The 21,355-nt window shown below is 69.8% G+C and carries 19 protein-coding genes; 17 read left to right on the forward strand and 2 right to left on the reverse strand.

Translation table 11 applies throughout. The features are described from left to right. The 11 genes from smc to rplS form a co-directional block, all read left to right on the forward strand. The coding region (gene smc / locus V7E05_RS04515; protein WP_333618480.1) for a chromosome segregation protein SMC at positions 1–3,582 on the forward strand (3,582 nt) is incomplete at its 5' end. Between the two features lie 30 nt (positions 3,583–3,612). After that, a complete protein-coding gene (gene ftsY / locus V7E05_RS04520) occupies positions 3,613–5,292 on the forward strand; it encodes a signal recognition particle-docking protein FtsY (RefSeq protein WP_333618481.1) in 1,680 nt (559 codons plus the stop codon). 226 nt (positions 5,293–5,518) lie between these two features. Continuing rightward, positions 5,519–6,799 (forward strand): ammonium transporter, encoded by a 1,281-nt coding sequence (locus V7E05_RS04525; protein ID WP_333618515.1) that lies wholly within the window; start codon positions 5,519–5,521, stop codon positions 6,797–6,799. Positions 6,800–6,833: 34 nt separating this feature from the next. Next, complete coding sequence (locus V7E05_RS04530; protein ID WP_333618516.1) at positions 6,834–7,172, forward strand: P-II family nitrogen regulator; 339 nt, start codon at positions 6,834–6,836, stop codon at positions 7,170–7,172. Between the two features lie 128 nt (positions 7,173–7,300). Beyond that, a complete protein-coding gene (locus tag V7E05_RS04535; RefSeq protein ID WP_333618482.1) occupies positions 7,301–9,964 on the forward strand; it encodes a [protein-PII] uridylyltransferase in 2,664 nt (887 codons plus the stop codon). Positions 9,965–10,041: 77 nt separating this feature from the next. After that, positions 10,042–11,673, forward strand: a complete 1,632-nt coding sequence (ffh, locus tag V7E05_RS04540) for a signal recognition particle protein (protein ID WP_333618483.1) — start codon at positions 10,042–10,044, stop codon at positions 11,671–11,673. A 282-nt stretch (positions 11,674–11,955) separates the two neighbouring features. Next, complete coding sequence (rpsP, locus tag V7E05_RS04545; protein ID WP_333618484.1) at positions 11,956–12,456, forward strand: 30S ribosomal protein S16; 501 nt, start codon at positions 11,956–11,958, stop codon at positions 12,454–12,456. A 5-nt stretch (positions 12,457–12,461) separates the two neighbouring features. Beyond that, on the forward strand, positions 12,462–12,695 hold the full coding sequence (locus tag V7E05_RS04550) for a KH domain-containing protein (protein WP_333618485.1): 234 nt from the start codon (positions 12,462–12,464) through the stop codon (positions 12,693–12,695). A 14-nt stretch (positions 12,696–12,709) separates the two neighbouring features. Then, on the forward strand, positions 12,710–13,399 hold the full coding sequence (gene rimM, locus V7E05_RS04555; RefSeq protein WP_333618486.1) for a ribosome maturation factor RimM: 690 nt from the start codon (positions 12,710–12,712) through the stop codon (positions 13,397–13,399). Positions 13,400–13,403: 4 nt separating this feature from the next. Next, positions 13,404–14,297, forward strand: coding sequence for a tRNA (guanosine(37)-N1)-methyltransferase TrmD (gene trmD, locus V7E05_RS04560; RefSeq protein ID WP_333618487.1), 894 nt, complete (start codon positions 13,404–13,406; stop codon positions 14,295–14,297). Between the two features lie 159 nt (positions 14,298–14,456). Further along, positions 14,457–14,798 carry a 50S ribosomal protein L19 gene (rplS, locus tag V7E05_RS04565; RefSeq protein WP_333618488.1) on the forward strand — a complete coding sequence of 114 codons (342 nt, stop codon included), beginning with the start codon at positions 14,457–14,459 and terminating at the stop codon, positions 14,796–14,798. 69 nt (positions 14,799–14,867) lie between these two features. On the opposite strand, the gene V7E05_RS04570 is transcribed toward rplS, so the two are convergent. Together V7E05_RS04570 and V7E05_RS04575 are read right to left on the reverse strand one after the other, a co-directional pair. Then, positions 14,868–15,314 carry a hypothetical protein gene (locus V7E05_RS04570; protein WP_333618489.1) on the reverse strand — a complete coding sequence of 149 codons (447 nt, stop codon included), beginning with the start codon at positions 15,312–15,314 and terminating at the stop codon, positions 14,868–14,870. A 45-nt stretch (positions 15,315–15,359) separates the two neighbouring features. Beyond that, on the reverse strand, positions 15,360–15,500 hold the full coding sequence (locus V7E05_RS04575; RefSeq protein ID WP_333618490.1) for a hypothetical protein: 141 nt from the start codon (positions 15,498–15,500) through the stop codon (positions 15,360–15,362). 249 nt (positions 15,501–15,749) lie between these two features. On the opposite strand from V7E05_RS04575, the gene lepB reads away from it, so the two are divergent. The 6 genes from lepB (at position 15,750) to V7E05_RS04605 (ending at position 21,340) form a co-directional block, all read left to right on the forward strand. Beyond that, on the forward strand, positions 15,750–16,544 hold the full coding sequence (gene lepB, locus V7E05_RS04580) for a signal peptidase I (RefSeq protein ID WP_442891597.1): 795 nt from the start codon (positions 15,750–15,752) through the stop codon (positions 16,542–16,544). Positions 16,545–16,557: 13 nt separating this feature from the next. Further along, a complete protein-coding gene (locus V7E05_RS04585) occupies positions 16,558–17,259 on the forward strand; it encodes a ribonuclease HII (protein WP_333618492.1) in 702 nt (233 codons plus the stop codon). Beyond that, positions 17,256–17,561: a DUF2469 domain-containing protein gene (locus V7E05_RS04590; protein WP_333618493.1), complete on the forward strand. Its 306-nt coding sequence runs from the start codon at positions 17,256–17,258 to the stop codon at positions 17,559–17,561. The genes V7E05_RS04585 and V7E05_RS04590 overlap by 4 nt, the downstream gene beginning before the upstream one ends. A gap of 243 nt (positions 17,562–17,804) precedes the next feature. Continuing rightward, positions 17,805–18,428 (forward strand): YraN family protein, encoded by a 624-nt coding sequence (locus V7E05_RS04595; RefSeq protein WP_333618494.1) that lies wholly within the window; start codon positions 17,805–17,807, stop codon positions 18,426–18,428. Further along, positions 18,429–20,003, forward strand: a complete 1,575-nt coding sequence (locus tag V7E05_RS04600) for a YifB family Mg chelatase-like AAA ATPase (RefSeq protein WP_333618495.1) — start codon at positions 18,429–18,431, stop codon at positions 20,001–20,003. 26 nt (positions 20,004–20,029) lie between these two features. Beyond that, entirely contained in the window at positions 20,030–21,340 is a 1,311-nt protein-coding gene (locus tag V7E05_RS04605) for a DNA-processing protein DprA (protein ID WP_333618496.1), read from the forward strand. Positions 21,341–21,355: the final 15 nt, after the last annotated feature.

Genomic DNA, 21,355 nt, shown 5'->3' on the forward strand with positions numbered 1-21,355 from the left:
TTGAGATTCGAGCCGGGTATCTGCGCCGTGGTGGGGCCGAACGGCTCGGGGAAGTCCAATGTCGTCGATGCCCTCACGTGGGTGATGGGCGAGCAGGGTGCGAAGACCCTTCGTGGCGGCAAGATGCAGGACGTGATCTTCGCCGGGACCGCCGGCCGGTCCGCGCTCGGCCGCGCCGAGGTGACCCTGACGATCGACAACGCCGACGGCGCCCTGCCCATCGACTACGCCGAGGTCTCGGTGACCCGCCGCATGTACCGCGACGGCGCGGGCGAGTACGAGATCAACGGCAACCGCGCGCGGCTCATGGACGTCCAGGAGTTGCTCTCGGACTCGGGTATCGGGCGCGAGATGCACGTGATCGTCGGACAGGGCAAGCTCTCGGAGATCCTCGAGTCCCGGCCCGAGGAGCGACGCGCGTTCATCGAGGAGGCCGCGGGCATCCTCAAACACCGCCGCCGCAAGGAAAAGGCGCAGCGCAAGCTCGCGGGCATGCAGGGCAACCTCGACCGGCTCCAGGACCTCACCAAGGAGCTCCGGCGCCAGCTCGGCCCGCTCGCCCGGCAGGCCGAGGTGGCGCGCCGGGCGCAGACCGTCCAAGCCGACCTGCGCGATTCCACGCTCCGCCTCGCCGCCGACGACCTCGAGCGGCGCCGCGCCGAGCTCGCCGATATCGACAGCGCCCGCGTGGACCTCACCGCCCAGCTCGCCGAGGCGACCGACGCCCGCGACGCGCTCGCCCGCGTGGTCGAGGCGACGGCGCGGCGGGTCGACGAGCTCTCTCCGCGCGCCGATCTCGCGCAGCAGCGCTGGTTCGCGCTGTCGGCGCTGGGGGAGCGCTCCCGGGCGACGCGGCGGATCGCCGCGGACCGCGCGCGCAGCCTCGCCGAGGCGGCGCCCCGGCACACGGGGCCGGAGCCCGACGAGCTCGAACGGCAGGCCGAGAAGGCCGCGGCCCGCGAGAAGGAACAGGGCGAGGCGGTCGAAGCCGCAGGAGCAGCGCTCGCCGCGGCGACGGCCGCGCTCGCCGAGAAGGAGCAGCACGCCAAATCGCTCGAGGCCGAGCACATGCGCAGGGTCCGCGCGGTTGCCGACCGGCGCGAGGGCCTCGCGCGCCTGGCCGGCAAGGCCGAGGCGGTAGCCGCGCGCATCGAGAGTCTCACCGAACAGATCGACGGGTACGCGTCCGAGTTGGCGGCTGCGGAGGCCGCCGTCACTGCCGCGGACGACGACGTGGCGGCTGCGGAACTGCGGATCCTCGACCACGGAGAGGGCGAGGAATCGCTCAACAGCACCCTCGACGAGGCCGAGAGGGGACACGAGGCCGCCGCGCAGCGCGTCGCCGAGCTCCGCGAGGCCGAGCACTCGGCCGGCAGGACCATCGCCGGGCTCGACTCGCGCATCGAGACCCTGCGTGCTTCTCTCGGCGTGGGCGACGGCAGCGACTGGCTGGCCGGGCATCTGGGGGACTCGTGGAAGGGCACGCTCGCCGAGAACATCACCATCGACTCCGGAGCGGAGAAGGCGATCGGCGTGGCGCTCGGCGCGTTCGCCGAGGCCGGGGTGGTGCCCGCCGGTGTCGACACGGGAGCCGCGCTGCGCGAACTCGCCGAGGCCTCGGGCGGCCGCGCCGCGCTCATCTCGGAGGCCGGAGCCGGTAGCGAGGACGGCGGGGCAGGGAAGAAATCGGCAAAGGCTGCCGTAGGCGAGGTGTGGCACCTCGAGTCCACGCTCGTCGGCGGCGCCCGCTGGGCAATCGACACGATCGACGCGCCGCCCGCCCTGCGAGGCGTCCTTGCGGCGCTCCTCGCCGACGTCGTGCTCGTCGAGGACGTCGACTCGGGGCGCGCCCAGGTCGCCGAGGACCGCCGCCTGCGGGCGGTGACCCGCGCGGGCGAGCTCGTCGGCTCCGGCTGGATCGTCGGCGGCGGGCAGGCGGGTCGCTCCGGCGTCGAGGTGGCGGCCGCGATCGAGGCGGCGGAGAAGGAACGTGCCGCGGCGAGTTCGCTCGCTGAAAAGGCCGGGGCCTCGCTGTCCGGGGCCGAGTCCTCGCTCGCCGAATCCGCCGCCGCGCTCGATTCCGCCCGCGCGGCGATGAGCGAATCGGACCAGCGGATCGAGGGCCTCTACAAGGAGATGGCGCGGCTCGGCGTGGTCAAGCGCAAGGCGGAGCACGAAGCACGGCGCATCGAGCAGTCCCGGCGCAGCGCGCGCGACAAGCTCGACGCCGCACACACCGAGAGCGACGATCTCCGCTCGCGGATCTCCGCCGCCGAACGCGAAAGCTCTCCCGAAGACGAAGAAGGCGCGAACGAGGAGAACGACGCCGAGCGCGCCCGCGCACAGGAGGCCGTCGGTGCGGCGCGCAGCGCGGAGACCGAGGCGCGCCTCGCCCTGCGCACCGCGGAAGAGCGCATGCAGTCCGGCCGCGGTCGCTCGGCGTCCCTGCTCCGCGCTGCGGCCGCCGAGCGCGATAATCGCGCCAGGGCCGCGCGGGCAGCGGCCGCCCGCCGCAAGGGCGCCGAGGTCGCCGAGACGGTCGTCGAGCTCTCCGATGCGCTCGCCGAGCGCCTCGAACAGGTCACGGCCGACGCCGCGCGCTTCCGCGACACCATCGTCGCCGCACGCGACGCCGCAGCGGCCCAGCTCTCGGAGAAGCGGAAGGCTCTGGGGGAGGCGGAGTCCGCCGTCGCCAAGCTGGCCGATTCCGCGCACAGGGACGAGATCGCCAGGGCGCAGCTCGAGGTCAAGGTCTCGGAGCTCGAGGAGAGCGTCGTCGAGCGCCTGGGCATCGAGCCCGATGCGCTCGTCGCCGAGTACGGGCCCGAGCAGGAGATTCCCGCGCCCGCGGACGAGATCGCCGAGTTCTCCGAGGCGCGCGAGCGCGGCGAGGACGTGCAGCGGCCGCCCGGCTCGCCATACGTCCGGGCCGAGCAGGAGGCCCGCAAGAAGCGCGCGGAGAAGGATCTCGCCACTCTCGGCAAGGTCAACCCGCTCGCGCTTGAGGAGTACTCGGCACTCGAGGAGCGGCACTCGTTCCTGTCCGCCCAGCTCGACGACGTGAAGAAGGCGCGCTCGGACCTCGAGGGGGTCATCGACGACGTCGACGTGCGTATCGAGCAGATCTTCACCGAGGCCTATGCAGATGTAGAGCGCGAGTTCGAGTCCGTGTTCCAGGTGCTCTTCCCGGGCGGAGAGGGCCGGCTCGTGCTCACCGATCCCGACGACATGCTCGCCACGGGCATCGACGTCGAGGCGCGCCCACCAGGGAAGAAGGTCAAGCGCCTCTCGCTGCTGTCCGGTGGAGAGAAGTCGCTCACCGCAGTGGCGATGCTCGTCGCGATCTTCAAGGCCAGGCCTTCGCCGTTCTACGTTATGGACGAGGTCGAGGCCGCGCTCGACGATACGAACCTGCGCCGCCTCATCAGCCTGTTCGAGGACCTCCGCGAGACCAGCCAGCTCGTGGTGATCACGCACCAGAAGCCCACGATGGACGTCGCCGACGTGCTCTACGGCGTCTCGATGCAGGGCGACGGGATCTCGAAGGTGATCTCCCAGAAGATGAGCGGCCTGAGCAGCTAGAGACCTCTACGATCTGACACACTGGGCGGCGTGAATACCACCGTCTGGATCATTGTCGCCGTCGTCGTCATCGTCCTCCTCGCGATCATCGCGATCGCGTTCGGCCTGTGGCGCCGCTCCCAGAACACGATTTCCTTCTCCAAGGAAGAGGAGCAGGCGGAGCCCAAGGAGGTCACGCAGCAGGACCGCTCGGGCAACTACCAGGCGGGCGCGGGTTTCTCGTTCACCACCGCCGAAAAGGCCCCGGCGCCCACCTCGCGGCCGAAACCGAAGACCGAGCCGGTCGGCGGGTCTGGCGGCGTAGGCCGCGCATCCACGCCGCCCGAGGGCGCACAGGGCGGAAAAGACACGGCAGCGAAGTCCGCCGGTTCGGACTCGGCGGCGGATAGCGGCAGGCCGCGCGGCGCAGGTGCACCGGCGGCCGGCGGTGCCGTTCTCGCGGGCGGCGCGGCCGCCGCGGGCGCGAAGGCGGCCGGGGAGGAGAAGGGCTCCAAGGCCCCCAAGGGGGACGAGGATTCGTCCGCGGCGGAAACGGCCGAGGGCGACGCGGCCGCGAAGGACACCGGCGCGGCGCCGAGCGTTGAGAAGCCCGGTACCGAAGGCGGGAAGCCTGCGGCCGGGGCTGCAGACGAAGGGCCGCAGGAGAAGGCGGCCGCGGGGGAGAAGGGTACGTCCGCCGTCACTCCCGAATCGGCCGAGGCACAACAGAGCACCGAGCCGTCGGGGCAGGCCGGGGAGTCCGGCGAGACCGTCATTGCCCCGGCGCCCGACGCACCGACCGAGGAGATCGCTCCGGCAGAGGGGCGGATGAACCGCCTGCGCGGACGTCTCTCGCGCTCGAACAACACGGTGGGCAAGAGTCTCCTCGGCCTGCTCGGCGCAGGCGACCTCGACGAAGAGGCGTGGGAGGAGATCGAGGACACGCTGATCATGGCGGACCTCGGCACCGACACGACCCTGCGCGTGGTCGAGCGCCTGCGCTCGGACATCGCGACGAACCACGTCCGCACCGAGGCCGAGGTGCGCGCGCTCCTGCGCCAGGCGCTCATCGACAACCTCCACCCCGAGTTCGACCGCTCGGTGCGCGCGCTGCCGGCGGAGGGGAAGCCCGCGGTGATCCTCATCGTCGGCGTCAACGGCACGGGCAAGACCACCACGACCGGCAAGCTCGCCCGGGTGCTCGTCGCGAGCGGACGCACAATTCTCCTCGGCGCGGCCGACACGTTCCGCGCTGCGGCCGCCGATCAGCTCCAGACCTGGGGAGAGCGGGTCGGCGCGGAAACCGTGCGCGGCAAGGAAGCGGCCGACCCCGCCGCGATCGCCTTCGATTCCGTCGACCGCGGAATCGAGGCCGGTGTCGACGCGGTACTCGTCGACACCGCCGGGCGCCTCCACACGAAGGTCGGGCTCATGGACCAGCTCGGAAAAGTCAAGCGCGTCGTGGAGAAGAAGGCAAAGGTCGACGAGGTCCTCCTTGTGATCGACGCGACGACCGGGCAGAACGGGCTGCAGCAGGCGCGCGTCTTCCGCGAAGTTGTCGACATCACGGGCGTCGTGCTCACGAAGCTCGACGGCACCGCCAAGGGCGGAATCGTCTTCCAGGTGCAGCACGAGCTCGGAGTGCCGGTCAAGCTCGTCGGGCTCGGCGAGGGCGCCGACGACCTCGCCCCATTCGTCCCCGAGGCGTTCGTCGACGCGCTTCTCGCGTAGATGGCGGGACGCGACGACACAGAGTCGTAACACGCCCCGCCCCCTCGTTCACACCCCGGTTACACAAGTGGAGGCCGGGAGAAACATTCGCCCGGAATTCTTTAACTCACCGGATCCTTTCGGGCCGACCGGGCCCGGAACCGATGTTGTGAGAAGGGAAACTCCCGTGAATTCCGTGATCCTCGCCCAAGGGGCGCCCGAGTTCAGCGCAGGCGATGCCGCCTGGATGCTGATGGCGGCCTCCCTCGTGTTGCTGATGACCCCGGGCCTGGCGCTCTTCTACGGCGGGATGTCCCGCCAGAAGTCCGTGCTCAATATGATGATGATGTCGTTCGGCGCGATGGGCGTCATCACCGTCGTGTACGTCCTGTGGGGCTGGTCGATGTCCTATGGCTCCCAGGATGTCGCCGGGCTCTTCGCCAATCCCTTCGAGATGTTCGGCCTCAAGGGCGTGATCGGCGACGCCGGTGCCTGGGCCGCAAGCGCCTCGGGCGACTACCCGCAGGTTATCGACGTCGGATTCCAAGTGACCTTCGCGATCATCACCTGCGCGCTGATCTCCGGCGCCGTCGCCGAGCGCGTCCGCTTCGGCACGTGGCTCGTGTTCACCGGCCTCTGGGTCACGCTGTGCTACTTCCCGCTCGCCCACATGGTGTGGGGCGGCGGCCTGCTCGGCCACGGCGAGTCCAGCATCGCCGCCGCGCTGTTCGGCACCACCGACGGCGAGGCCACCATCGCGCCCGTCGACTTCGCCGGCGGCACGGTCGTCCACATCAACGCCGGCATGGCCGGACTCGTCCTCGCCATCCTCATCGGCAAGCGTCTCGGCTTCGGAAAGACCGCCTACCGCCCCCACAACCTGCCGTTCGTCATGCTCGGCGCCGCGCTCCTGTGGTTCGGCTGGTTCGGCTTCAACGCCGGCTCGGCCTTCGGCGCCAACGGCTCCGCCGGGCTCGCGTGGATCAACACCACTGCCGCGACCGCAGCGGCGATGCTCGGCTGGCTCGCCACGGAGCGGATCCGCGACGGCCACGCCACGTCGCTCGGCGCGGCCTCGGGAATCGTCGCCGGCCTCGTTGCCATCACCCCGGCCGCCGGATCTGTGCACCCACTCGGCGCGCTCGCCATCGGCGCGGTCGCCGGCGGCCTCAGTGCCCTCGCCATCGGGCTCAAGCAGCGCTTCGGTTTCGACGATTCCCTCGACGTCGTCGGCGTCCACCTCGTCGCCGGCCTCTGGGGCACGATCGCCATCGGCTTCTTCGCGACCGGCACCTTTGACACCGCGCCGGGCCTCTTCTACGGCGGCGAGGGCTGGAAGCTGCTCGTCGTCCAGGTCGTCATCAGCGCCTGCGCCCTCGTGTTCACCGCGATCATGACCACCATCTGCTTCTACATCCTCAAGCCGCTGGGCTGGAGGATCGACGAGGCCGACGAGTCGGCGGGGATCGATGGTGCCGAGCACGCAGAGACTGCTTACGAGAACCAGGCCCAGGCCCTCCGCGGCTAGCCTCAACGCACAAGGGACGAAAGGAAGAATGCTCATGAAGCTCGTCACCGCCGTCATCAAGCCGTTCACCCTCGACGAGGTCAAGGAGGCGCTGGAGCAGCAGGGCGTCTACGGGATCACCGTCTCCGAGGTCCAGGGGTTCGGACGCCAGAAGGGGCACACCGAGGTCTACCGCGGCTCCGAATACCGCGTCGACTTCGTGCCCAAGCTCAAGATCGAGACCGTGGTCTCCGACGACGTTGTCGAGGCGGTCGTCCAGTCGATCGTCGACGCCGCGCGCACGGGGAAGATCGGCGACGGGAAGGTCTGGGTCACCCCGGTCGATTCCGTCATCCGAGTCCGCACGGGGGAGCGCGACGCAGAGGCCGTCTAGGGGACGTGCCCGTGGGTTACGCTGCAGGAAATCAACACAAGTAGAGGGGTGTGCACGATGTCGTGCGCACCCCTCGCGCTTCTTCCGGGGCAGCCTCAGGAGCAGGCGCCGGGGAATTGAGGACAGCGATGGGCCATGCACCAGAAACCGGTCACACGGCGGGGCAATTGAGGGCCGAACTCTCCGGCGCCCGGGCGGGCCTCCTCGACGCCGCCCGCACCGGCCGACTCTCGCCGGCGGGGCTGCGCGCCTCGTTCACCGAGCTATACGACTTCCTGCTCTTGCGCCTCGCCGACGATGCCGGTGTCGCGCCGGGTTCCGGATACGCCCTCGCCGCCTTCGGTGGTCTCGGCCGCCGCGAGATGTTGCCGTATTCCGACCTCGACCTGCTTCTCCTGTATGACGGCGGAGGTGCCGGCGAGCTCCAGGACGTCGCGGATGCGCTCTGGTACCCGCTATGGGACGCGCGGGTCCCGCTCGACCACAGCGTGCGCACCCCCGCGCAGTCCCTCCGCCTGGCGGCAGACGACTCGAAGGTCGCCCTCGGGCTCCTCGATATCCGCCACATCGCCGGGGACGCCGAACTCACCGGTAAGGTGCGCGACGGCGCCGTGTCCACGTGGCGCAAGACCGTCCACTCGCAGCTCGACGGGCTCGTCGAAAGCATCGAGGCGCGACGCCGCAGGGCCGGGGCCATCGCGCACCGCAACGAGCCCGACCTCAAATACGGCGAGGGAGGGCTCCGCGACGCCCAGGTGCTCGGATCTCTCGCCGTTGCCCACGTTGCCAACGACGCGATCGCGGCCATCCCCAACGCCCCCGGCCTCTCTGTCACCGAGGCCCGCGAATTGATTCTCAACGCCCGCACCGCGCTGCACCTGCACGCGGGGAAGGCGCGAGACATCCTCCACGCCCAGTACGCGGACGATGTGGCCGCGACCCTGGGGCTCGGGGACGACGGATCCCCGCTCGCGCTCGCCCATGCGCTCTCGGCGGCCTCCCGAACCATCGCCTTCGCCACGGACTTGGGGATCCGCACCGCGCGGGGCTCGGTGCCCCGGCGGGGCCTCGCAGCCCTGCGCCGCGCCCCCGCCCGCACGCCGCTTGCCGAGGGGGTAGTCGAGCAGGGCGGAGAGGTCGTCCTCGCTCGCGGCGCCCGCCCGGACCGCGATGACTCGCTCCTGTTGCGCATTGCGGTGGCGGCGGCGCGGAACGTCGTTCCCATCTCCGCAGGCACGCTGCGGCGCCTCGCCGAGTCCTCGCCTGCCGCTTCGCAGGAGCGAGGCACGCTGTTCTTCGACACGCTCGTCGAGCTGCTCGGCACCGGCCCGGGCTGTATCCCGGTGATCGAATCCCTCGACCGCTCCGGCCTGTGGGACCGTGTGCTCCCTGAATGGTCCGCCGTGCGCGACTTGCCGTCCCGCTCGACAACGCACGTCTACACGGTCGACCGCCACCTCGTGCAGACCGTCGCCGAGGCGGCACGGGCGACGACCGCGGTGTCCCGGCCCGACCTGCTCCTCTTCGCCGCCCTTGTCCACGACCTCGGCAAGGGGCGCGACCGCGATCACAGCGAGCTCGGCGCCGAGCTCGCTATGGTGATCTGCGAGCGCATGGGGATGGCTCCGGCCGATTCCGCGACGATCGTCACGCTCGTCCGGCATCATCTACTCCTCGCGGCCACGGCGGCGAAGAGCGATCCCGGGAGCCCGGAGACCGCGCGGCGCGTGATCGACGAGCTCGGCGGCGCCGGATCCGGCGCGACGGGGGTGGTCGATGGGGAGATCCTCGAGCTGCTCGCCGCGCTCACCGAGGCCGATTCGCGGGCAACGGGCCCAGGCGTCTGGACGCCGTGGAAGGCCGAGATGCTCGACACCCTCGTCGAGTCGTGTCGGGCCGAGCTCGAGTCGCGGGCGGGCGAAGGGGTTCGGGGATCGGGGGGAGATGGCCACGACCTGCAGGCGCGCGCTCTCGGAGCCGAGAGAGGTGCGGCCGGTCGGTGCGACGCCGGGCTCCTGGGCGAGACGCTCGCCGAGGTGCCGACCACCTCGCGGATCGCGTTCTCCGCGGGCGAGCACGCCTCGCGGTTCGTGCTCGACGCCGTCATCGACGGGGGGACCGAAGGGCTCGCGGACATACTTCTCGTGCTCGCCTCCCGCGGCATCGAGGTGGTCCACGCCGAGACCCGACACCAGGACCTCGGCGAGGCGGGGGAGATCCAGCACGTCCGCGCGGATATCTCGACCCTCTTCGGCCCACCGGCCGATCCCGCGTTGGTGCTCCAGGACCTCCGCGCGTTGAGCAGCTCGAGCGTCCGCTCGCGCCTGCGCGACTCCGTCGCCCGCCGACGTGCCGGCGATTCGCGCACCCCGCTCGCCGAGCCCCGTGCGTGGTTCGTCGAAGAACCGGGTGGTCCGAGAGGAACGGGGATCCTCCGTGTGCGCAGCGCGGACCGCGCCGGCCTCCTCGCGGAAATGATCTCGGCGTGCCGGGCCGCAGGCCTAGGCGTCGAGTGGTCGCGCGCGGGAACGGTGGGCGGAATCGTCGACGACACGGTCGCGGTCTACGGGCTTACCGGGGGAGAAGGCGCAGGCGATCGGCTCGCAGCGGCCGTCCGCGCGATCCTCCCCGCGCCGCCGCGTGAGCCGGGAGGCGGGAACGAGGGCGACACCGGGGACAACGCCGGGGACAGCGAGGCGGACGCTGCCGCGGTGGACGGAGTAAAGGACGCGAGGCGGCCGGCCGACGCGACCGAGGTGGCCGAGGGGACAACGCCGCCCCCTCGCGGTTAAGGTGGAGGGCCAGTACGGAACCGGACCGGGATCGGCGCGGTTCGTCGTCATGGCTTGTAGTTAGGGGTTGTCCCACAGTGTTCGAATCGCTTTCCGATCGGCTCACAGGTGCGCTGAAAAACCTGCGCGGCAAGGGCCGGCTCACGGATGCCGATATCGACGCCACGGCACGCGAGATCCGGCTCGCGCTGCTCGAGGCCGACGTTGCGCTTCCCGTCGTCCGCGAGTTCATATCGCGGATCAAGGAGCGCGCCAAGGGCGCCGAGGTCTCCGAGGCTCTCAACCCCGCGCAGCAGGTCGTCAAGATCGTCAACGAGGAGCTCACGGCGATCCTCGGCGGCGAGGCGCGCCCGATCAGCTACGCCAAGCAGCCACCGACGGTGATCATGCTCGCCGGCCTCCAGGGCGCGGGTAAGACAACGCTCGCCGGCAAGCTCGCCAAGTGGTTCAAGGACCAGAAGCACACCCCGATCCTCGTGGCGTGCGACCTCCAGCGTCCCGGCGCCGTCGACCAGCTCAAGATCGTCGGCGAGCGCGCCGAGGTTCCCGTGTTCGCCCCTCATCCCGGCACCTCGGTGGGCGGGGACGGCGCCCCCATCGGCGTCGCCGAGCCCGTCGACGTGGCGAACCGCGCCATCGCCCACGCGAGGGCGAAGATGCACGACGTCGTCATCGTCGATACGGCGGGCCGGCTCGGCATCGACGAAGAGCTGATGTCCCAGGCGCGCGGCATCCGCGATGCGGTGTCGCCGGACGAGACCTTCTTCGTGCTCGACGCGATGGTCGGTCAGGACGCGGTCGCGACGGCCGAGGCGTTCCGCGACGGTGTCGGATTCACCGGCGTCGTGCTCACCAAGCTCGACGGCGACGCGCGCGGCGGTGCCGCGCTCTCGGTGCGCGAGCTCACGGGCCAGCCCATCATGTTCGCCTCGAACGGCGAGAAGCTCTCCGACTTCGACGTCTTCCACCCCGATCGGATGGCGAGCCGCATCCTCGGCATGGGTGACGTGCTCTCGCTCATCGAGCAGGCAGAGCAGGTCTTCGACCAGAAGCAGGCCGAAGCGGCCGCGGCGAAGATCGGCAGCGGCGAGCTCACGCTCGAGGACTTCCTCGACCAGATGCTCATGATCCGGCGCATGGGTCCCCTCGGCAATATCATCGGCATGCTGCCCGGCGGCAAGGAGATGAAGAAGGCCGTCGGCGACATCGACGAGAAGTACCTCGACCGGATCCAGGCGATCATCCGCGGCATGACCCCCGGCGAGCGCGAGAATCCGAAGATCATTAACGCTTCGCGGCGCAAGCGCATAGCGGCGGGCTCGGGTGTCACGGTCACCGACGTCAACCAGCTCGTCGACCGCTTCTTCGAGGCTAAGAAGATGATGGGCCGCATGGCGGGCCAGATGGGCATGCCCGGCGGCAAGTCGGCGACCAAGCGCAAGAAGGGCAAGGGCAAGAAGGGGAAGAAGGGCGGCCGCGGGCCGACGCAGCCGAAGAACAGGATGCAGATGCCGGGCATGCCGCCCGGGATGCAGCTCCCGCCCGGAATGCAGATGCCTCCGGGGATGGACATGCCGGGAGCGGGCGGCGGCGCGGCGGCGTCTGCCGGTTCCGGCGCGCCCGATCTCTCGGCGAACCCGCCCGGGCTCGACCAGCTTCCCCCGGGCCTCGAGGGCATCGACCTCTCGAAGCTGTCGTTCCCGAAGTAGGGGAGTCGCCCGCCGCGCCCTGAAGCGACGTGCCGGTGCCATGCTCGCCCTGCGGCCCGTGAGTCGGATTACCGATTCGCGGGCCGCTCCGGTAGATTCGACCGCTGGACGCCGTCACCGGTGAGTCCTGTCGTGCCCACAACCTTCCCCGCCACGCGCGGGAGCGGACCGGGAGCGCAGGTGCTCGTGCCGAACGGCGGTCACCCGAAAGGCGAGACCGGGCCCCGTAACCGACGGGCGCCGCTGCATCGCCACGTGGCCTACAACGCAAAGGACTTTTTCATGGCTGTCAAGATCAAGCTCACCCGCCTCGGCAAGATCCGTAACCCGCAGTACCGCATCATCGTCGCCGACGCGCGCAACCGCCGCGACGGCCGCGCCATCGAGACCCTCGGCCTCTATCGGCCGAAGGAGAACCCGAGCTTCATCGAGCTCGACTCGGAGCGCGCGCAGTACTGGCTCGGCGTGGGCGCCCAGCCGACCGAGGCCGTCGAGGCGATCCTCAAGGTCACCGGCGATTGGCAGAAGTTCAAGGGCATCGAGGGCGCCGAGGGTACCCTGAAGACGGCCGAGCCTAAGCCGTCGAAGCTCGACCTCTTCAACAAGGCCCTCGAGGAGGCCTCGAACGAGCCGACCGCCGAGGCGATCACCACCAAGCGCAAGGCCGACAAGGCCAAGAAGGCCGAGGAGAAGGCTGCCGCCGAGGCTGCTTCCGCCGAGGCCGAGGTCGAGGAAGGGGCCGCCGGCGCCGAGGCTGCGGAAGAGACCAAGACCGAGGAGTAATCCCCATGCGCAACGATGTCGCGGAGGCCGTCGAGCATCTGGTGCGCGGGATCGTGTCCGAACCGGACGCGGTTACCGTGCGCACTGACTCCGGCCGCCGCGGCACCGTGGTCAGCGTGTCGGTGGCACCCACGGACCAGGGCCGGGTCATCGGTCGCCGTGGGCGCACCGCCACTGCGCTGCGCACCGTGGTTTCTGCGATCGGTGGCAAGGGCTACCGCGTGGAGATCACCGACTAGAACTGGGAGCGGGCATGGACCTCGTCGTCGGCAGGATCGTCAAGTCGCACGGGGTGCGCGGCGAGGTCGTCGTCGACATCCGCACCGATTCCCCCGAGGACCGGTTCGCCGTGGGTGAGGTCCTCGCTACCCGTCGCCGGGGGCGTGCCGCTCGTCCGGCCGCGAAGGCCGCAGGGACGCCAGCAGCGAACGCCGCAGGCAAGTCCCCCAAGGGCGCGGCTCGTTTCGGAGCCGCCGCCCCTGCGCAGCTCGCCCCCACTCTCACCGTAGAAGCCGCCCGGAACCATTCCGGGCGGCTTCTCGTGCGCTTTGCAGGAGTATCGGGTCGCGAGGCCGCCGATGCCCTGCGCGGTGTGGAGCTGGTCGTGGATTCGGAATCGCTGCAGCCGCTCGAGGCCGACGATGAGTTCTACGACCACGAGCTCGAGGGCCTCCGAGTCCTCGCCACTCGCGATGGCGAGGAGTTCGAGCTAGGCACCGTCTCCGAGGTGCTCCACACGCCGGCAGGGGAGATCCTCTCCATCGCCACCGAGGACGACGGCCCGTCCGAAGGGCGAGACGTGCTCGTCCCGTTCCTTGAGCGCTTCGTTCCCGAGGTGGACGTAGCCGCCGGCCACGTGCGCATCACGCCCCCTGCGGGGCTGCTCGAGCTGGACACCGAGGGCGAGTCCGATACCGACGCGCGCGCCGAAGACGAGGGATAGCGCGGTGCGCCTCGACGTCCTCACGATCTTTCCGGAGTACCTCGCGCCGCTCGACACCGCGATCCTCGGCCGCGCCCAGGCCAAGGGCCTCCTCTCCGTCGGCGTCCACGACCTACGCGACTGGACGCACGACGTCCACCGCACCGTCGACGACACCCCCTTCGGCGGCGGCCCCGGCATGGTCATGCTCCCGGGCGTGTGGTGGGCCGGGCTGTCGTCGGTCCTCGGGCTGCCCGAGACGCCCCCGCCCCCGGGCGAGACGGAAACCAGCACGCTGGGCGCAGTCGAGGCCGGCGATCGCGAGGGAGCGCCCGGGAAGGACTACTCCGCCCCTGACGCCGGAGGCCGGCCCCTCCTCGTCGTCCCGACACCGGCTGGAACCCCTTTTACCCAGGCCATGGCAGCCGACTTCGCGGGCCGTGAGCACCTCGTGTTCGCGTGTGGCCGCTACGAGGGCATCGATCAGCGGGTGGTCGACGCTGCGGCCGAGCACGTCGACGTCGCGGAGGTGTCCATCGGCGACTATGTCCTCATCGGGGGAGAGGTGGCAGTCCTGGCGATGGCGGAGGCCGCCGTCAGGCTGATCCCTGGTGTTCTCGGCAACAAGCGCAGCCACGAGGAGGACTCCTTCTCGGATGGACTGCTCGAAGGGCCGTCGTACACGCGCCCCGAGGTGTGGGAGGGAAGGCGCGTGCCGGAGGTGCTCACGTCTGGTAACCACGCCAAGATCGAGCGGTGGCGCCGTGACGAGTCTCTGCTGCGCACGGCACGCCGGAGGCCGGAGCTCCTCGATCGCGTCGAGCTGGACAAGGCCGATCGTGCAGTTCTCCGCGAGGCAGGTTTCGGCGAGGATTCCGGTCCAGGATTTGGTACTGGACCAGCGAGACTGGCAGACTAACAGGGTTGCCTCTCCCCGGGAGGTCGGCTCGCGTGTGCGCGGGCGCAGGACGGCCGGGTGGAAGCGCTCCTAATTTCCGGGCACGAACCAGACGAGCACGCCGCCACCGCGGCGGACGCCGCTAGGTTCCTCTGTCCCTGACGTGCAAGGACACATCACATGAACACTCTGGATTTTATCGACAAGGCCTCGCTCCGCTCGGACATTCCCGAGTTCCGCGCCGGTGACACCCTCGAGGTCCACGTCAAGGTCATCGAGGGCACCAAGGAGCGTGTCCAGGTCTTCAAGGGCGTCGTCATCCGTCGCCAGGGCGGCGGCATCCGCGAGACGTTCACAGTCCGTAAGATCTCGTTCGGCGTCGGCGTCGAGCGTACCTTCCCGGTGCACTCCCCGAACATCGACAAGATCGACGTGCTCACCCGCGGCGATGTTCGCCGCGCGAAGCTCTACTACCTCCGTGCGCTCCGCGGCAAGGCCGCCCGCATCAAGGAGAAGCGCTAAGAGCTTCCGCCGCGATCCGTTGGCGGCAGCAGCTCCCCGCCGGGACCGAGAGGTCCGGCGGGGCGTTTCTCATTTCGGGCGGTTCCCGTCTCCGCGCGACGTCGCCGTGGGCGCCATTACCGCCGCGGCGAGAATCGCGATGGGCAGACAGATGTAGAAGACACCCGGGACTGGTGCAGCGGGAGTGATCCCGAGGTAATCGATACCGGCGGTCACCAGGTACGCACACCCGACAGACGCAGCGACACTGCCGGCAAGCCCGGTCGGACCGGTCCGGCGAAGTACGGCTGAGAACGCCACTCCGAGCATCCCGGCCATCCACGCCACGGAGAAGAGGACGGCAAACGTCGCGAGCGTTGGTGGGCTGGATGCGTCCGTGCCTTGTGGATTCCAGACCGGGTGTTCCTGGGTCCACAGCCTGTCGCGGCCTGCGACGTACGTCGACATCGTGGAAGGCCACAGGCGGATGGCGAGAGCACCGACCACGGCGAGAGCGATGGCGCAGACGGTGTGCATTGCGAGCGCGGTGACGAGACGTGCGAGCGGAACCGACCTCGGGCTCTACGAGCGCAACAGTAGCGCGGTGGCGACGAAGGAAAGCGCGGCATGGACGAGCATCGCGATGGTCGTGGCTACCGTCGAGTCCTCTGTTGCGGACTGCCCCCAAATGATGATCGCCGAGCACGTGAGGAGTGTCGCCACCAGAACCACGACAGAGATCAAGAATCGCCTCGACGCCATCGCCCTACCTCCCCGAGCCGACCGCCAGAACGCCGGAGACACCGTCCGGTCCCGACTACTTCTACGGCAGTTTCCCGACTTCCGTCCACCAACCTGGTCGAACACTCGTCGTCCTTGGAGGATCGGCGCCGTTCGTCGCGTAAGCTCGCCCGAGTGACGCATGCGAATTCGAATGACGGCAGCGGCCGCGGCGAAGGCCCGCGACACTCGATGCCGAAGAACCTCGACTCCGGCCGACACGAATCGGGCGGCGGGAGCAACGGCGACTCTCGCGGGTCGAGCGTTTTCCGCAACGCGGACGGTTCGCGGCCCTGGTACATCGAGATCCCGCTGCTCATTATCATCGCGCTGCTCATCAGCTTCCTCGTGCAGACCTTTATCGGGCGCGTCTATCGGATTCCCAGCGAGTCCATGGAGCCGACACTCATCGGCTGCGCAGGCTGCAATGGCGACCGGATCATCGTCGACAAGATCGTCTACCGGTTCAACGACCCCAAGCCCGGCGACGTCGTCGTGTTCAAGGGACCGGAGTCGTGGAACGAGGGCTACTCCTCGATCCGCTCGGAAAATCCAGTGCTTCGCACTCTGCAGAACGCCGGTTCGATCGTGGGCGTGGTGCCGCCCGATGAAAATACGCTGGTCAAACGGGTCATCGCCGTCGGTGGGCAGACCGTCGGTGGCTGTGGCCCCGAGGGCGAGGTCATGGTCGACGGCAAGCCCATCGAGGATCGCGACCTCATCAATACTCCGGATCAGAGCCGAGCCAACCCGATGAACTGCAATTTCGGCCCCGTCACCGTGCCCGAGGGCAATGTCTGGGTCATGGGCGACAACCGATCAAACTCGGCCGACTCGCGGTTCCACATGGGCGACGAGTTCCAGGGCACTGTCCCGGTGGACAACATCGTCGGCAAGGTCCGGTGGGTCATCCTCCCCGTGAGCCGCATCGGCTCCGTCGACTCCCCGGACCTCGACGCGCGCACCGGCATCGAGATCCCGAAGTAGCCGCGTGCCGGAAATGCCCGACGACACCACGGCTATCGCTGCGCCCGCCCGGGCTCGGATCGGGCGGAAGAACCTCGCACCAGACCTCGAGGCCGAGCTGTATCGCTCCGGCCACGGGCCCGTCGCGGGCGTCGACGAGGCCGGCCGTGGAGCTTGCGCAGGGCCCCTCGTCGTGGCGTCAGTGATCCTCGGTCCCGAGGTATCGCCCGATCTCGCGAAACTCGACGATTCGAAGAAGCTGCGACCGGCGGTGCGGGAAGCACTGTCCGCCGTCATCCAGTACGAGGCTCTTGCCTGGAATATCGTGTTCGTCGAGGTGTCGGACATCGACGCTGAGGGCGTGCACCACCACAACATCGACGGCATGCGCCGTGCGGTCGCGGGCTTGGGCGTCGAAGCGGGGTACGTGCTCACCGACGGATACGAGGTGCCTGGCTTCGCCGCACCCTCCCTCGGGGAGGTCGGCGGGGATGCCTCGGTGCCATCGATCGCCGCCGCGAGTGTCCTCGCAAAGGTCGCGCGCGATCGGTTTATGGTGGACCTCGACACGCGTTGCACGGGCTATGGTTTCGCCGGTCACAAGGGGTACGGCACCGCGGCCCACCAGGAGGCGATCGCCCGTCTCGGGCCGAGCCCGCAGCACCGCATGTCGTACGCGAACGTCCAGCGCGCCGCCGAGGCCCATCGGCTGCGCGAGCCGAAGGAGAGCCGATGAGCGCCGAGGATCTTGAGAACTACGAGACCGAGATGGAGCTGTCTCTCTACAAGGAGTACCGCGACGTCGTCGGTCAGTTCACGTACGTAGTCGAGACGGAGCGCCGCTTCTACCTCGCCAACGCCGTCGAGCTCATTCCCCGCTCCGCAGACGGCGAGGTCTACTTCGATGTCCGCATGTCCGATGCCTGGGTGTGGGACATGTACCGCCCGGCGCGCTTCGTGAAGTACGTGCGCGTGCTCTCGTTCAAGGACGTCAATATCGAGGAGCTCGAGCAGCCGGATCTCTCGCTGCCGGAGTAGATCTCGGGTCGTCCCCAGACACTCGCTTTTCTTCGCCGCCGCCCGCGCATCCAATGCGCGGGCGGCGGCGTTTGTACAGGTAGAGGCTGTAGATGGGCTAATGCACAGGGGTCGTGGGTGCGTCCACAGGTGTGCTGTTGTTGTCGGAATGACGGCGGAGGTCCGGTCCTTCGCGGCCATTCTCGGTCCCGACGCACCGCCGCGGAGATTCGCGGCGGGCACAGGCCGCACACGAGGAGTCCCATGCCGCCCGAGGTCCCCGCCATGTCAGATGCCCGCGCCCGCAGAGGCTCGCTGCCGGCCGAAGAGGTCCCGTCGATCTCGTCATCGTCGGCTGCGCCACCACCGTGGCGACAGGTACTGGACCATGCTTTCGGCCCCGAGCCGCTGGAGATCGAGATGGTGGATATCTCGTCGTGGTCGGGGAGTCCATGGCCCGAGTCCCGCGGGGACGTCGGACGCTTCGGGGAGGAGCTCGCGGCGGGGCTCGCCGAGGATCTCGGGCTCAAGGTCCTATCGCGGAACTGGCGCTGTTCCTTCGGCGAACTCGACCTGGTCGCCGCCGGCCCCGAGGGGACACTGCGGTTCGTCGAGGTCCGCACCCGCTCCGGGGACGAATTCGGGAGTCCGGCGGAATCGGTGACTCGCTCCAAGGCGGCGCGGCTGCGGCGGCTGGCGTCCGCGTGGCTCGCGGAACGGGTGCGCGGCGCGGGCATTCCGGAAACGGTGCATTCTTCGACGCCTGCCGAGGTCCCTGCGATTGGCCAACCCCCGAATTTCTACGGCCGCCTGTGCTTCGACGTGGTCTCAGTGCGTAGGAGCGGCCCGGACGCCGCCTCGATCACGTGGATCTGGGAGGCGGTCTAGGTGGGACTCGGATACGCCCGGGCCGTTTCGCTCGTCGGGGTGGGCGGGCATGTGGTCGACGTAGAGGTCGATGCCCGCCACGGTCTCCCCGCAACCCACATCGTCGGTGCGGGGGACGCGGCGCTGCACGAGGCTCGCGACCGGGTGCGCTCGGCCATCGCGAACTCGGGCTTCGAGTACCCGCCGGGGAAGACGGTCATCTCGTTGTCCCCTGCATCACTTCGCAAGACGGGCAGCGGCTTCGACCTCGCCATAGCGGCGGCCACCCTCTCCGCGCGGGGAACCCTGCCGCCGGCACGTCTCGCGGGAGCGGCGCTCGTCGGCGAGCTCGCCCTCGATGGCCGAGTCCGCCCCGTCCGCGGGATCCTGCCCGCAACGCTCGCGGCGCGCGCCGCCGGGCTGCAGATCATTATCGTGGCCGCCGCGAATCGCGCCGAGGCGACGCTGGTCTCGGGAATCGAGGTCGTAGGGCTCCACTCTCTCACCGACCTCCACGCTTTCTGCCTCGGCCAGGAACTACCGGACTACCCGGTGCCGCCAGCCGGCGAAGCGATTGGGGTCCCCGCTACCGGGGCTTCTGGCGCGCATTCCAACCGCCTCGATCTCGACGAGGTCCGCGGCCAGGAGGAGGCGCGCCGCGCCATCGAGGTCGCAGCGGCGGGCAGACATAACATCCTGCTCCTTGGCCCACCCGGGACGGGAAAGACCATGCTCGCCCAACGTCTGCCAGGGCTACTCCCGGATCTCTCCGAAGACGAGGCACTCGCCACGACCGCCGTCCACTCGGTGTCCGGCCTGCTCGTTCCCGGGCAATCGCCGCTGGTCTCGCGCCCTCCGTTCGTGGCTCCGCACCACACCGCCTCGATGTCCGCCCTCGTGGGCGGTGGGCACGGCCTGGCCAGGCCCGGGGCGATCTCGCAGGCACACAACGGCGTCCTTTTTCTCGACGAGGCCACGGAATTCTCCGCCCGGACGCTCGACGCCCTGCGTACACCGCTCGAGGACGGCGTGGTGCGCATCGCCCGACGCGACGGGATCGCGAAATTCCCCGCGCACTTCCAGCTCGTCATGGCCGCCAACGAATGCCCATGTGGTGCGCCCGATGCCGCGCGATGCGAGTGCCCCGCGGACTCCCGCCGCAGGTACATGGCACGGCTGTCGGGCCCTCTGCGCGACCGCATCGACATCGTCGTCCGCACCGCGCCTGTCGGGCTGCGACTCCTCTCGGAGGACGACCCGGAGCGGACCGAGGATGTCCGCGCCCGCGTGCTCTCAGCGCGCGAGAAGCGCGATGCGCGGCAGCTCCTGCGGAGATGCGCCGGGACTCGCGGATCAAGCGAATCCAGCGACATGGGCAGCAGGTGCGGAGACGGCCGACCGGGAGTCGACATCACTGTAGAACTGCCCCGGACTGCTACGAAGCCGCTGCAGCGCGCCCTCGCCGCGGGACGCATCTCCGCGCGTTCGGCTCGGCGCTGCACACGGCTCGCGTGGACGATCGCCGACCTTGCCGGGGCGGACGTGCCGGGCGTCGAGCATGTCCACGAGGCGATGGTCCTGCGGGGTGACGAATGACGTGGGACCGACGCACCGGGACCCATGTGACACAGCGCGGAAAGACGCGCGACGGCGTGGACCCGGCGGTACTCGAGCGAGCCTGGGTGTATCTCAATGCCGTGGCCGAGCGGCCGTCGGCAGCGATGTGGGACGCCATCGACACCTATGGACCGGTGGAGGCGGTCGAGCGCATCCGCACCCGCAACCTCCGCTCCGATCCGGTGCTGGATCGACAGACGGAAGCGCGCGCCGAGACCATCGATCCGGGCGAACTCCTGCACAGAGCAGCGGAAGCGGGCGCCCGGTTCATCCACCCAGGCCGCCCCGACTGGCCCGAATACGCGCTTTCCGCACTCGACAGGCCCCGGGTCCTCCGCGACCGCCTCGGTTCGGAAGGCTCCGACGACAATGGACGCCGAAAGAAGGTCGCCGCCGAGCTCGCGACGCTCTCCCTTATCCCCACTGGGCTCTGGGTGCGCGGCGGGCCCGCGGAGCTCGCCCTCGTCTCGGCGCCGGTCCTCGCGATCGTCGGTACCAGAAGCGCAAGCCAGTACGGGCGGAGCGTCGCGGGGGAACTCGCGGCGGCAGCGGTCGGCGTCGATGCGATAGTGCTCTCTGGCGGCGCGCTCGGGATCGACGTGGCCGCCCACAATGCGGCGCTCGCGGCCGGCGGCGAGACCGCGGCCGTTCTCGCGCGCGGTGTGGACCAGTTCTATCCTTCTGCAAACGCCGGAACCCTCTCCCGGGCGGCGGAATCGGCAGGAGTGCTCTCCGAATACCCGCCGGGCACGGGGGTGACCCGCTACCGCTTCCTCGACCGCAATCGGCTCATCGCCGCACTGTCCGGCGCGACCGTCGTCGTCGAGGCAGCAGCCCGCAGCGGCGCGTTGAGCACCGCGCGCTGGGCGGGCGCACTGGAGCGTCCGATCGCGGCCGTGCCTGGGTCGATTCACTCCCGTGGCTCGGTGGGTTGCAACGCCCTGATCCGCGATCACAGAGCCATTGCCATCACCAGCGCCGCGGAGGTCACCGGGCTGATCCCGGCGCATCGCGGGCCCTATCCCCACGAAACCCGAGACGCACCGGTATCCAGGGCGGACTCCGCGTATTCCGGTTCTGGTCAGCCGACACCGTTCGACGGGCTCGACGATTCCCAGCGCCGGGTCTTCGAGGCGATGTCGGGCTCGAGGTGGCGGAGGCCGGAGGAGCTCGTCGCGGACAGCGGCATGCCACTTCGCAGCATCCGTTCCGTGCTCGGCGGGCTGTTCGCCGAGGGGCTCGTCGAACGACGCGAGGGGATGTGGAGGAGGTGCAGGACCAAGCCCACTGCCGTGCAGACGTCGCTGACGTTCTGAGCTCGTCGCGCTTGC

This window comes from Dietzia sp. (assembly GCF_036741115.1).
Classification (GTDB): Bacteria; Actinomycetota; Actinomycetes; order Mycobacteriales; family Mycobacteriaceae; genus Dietzia.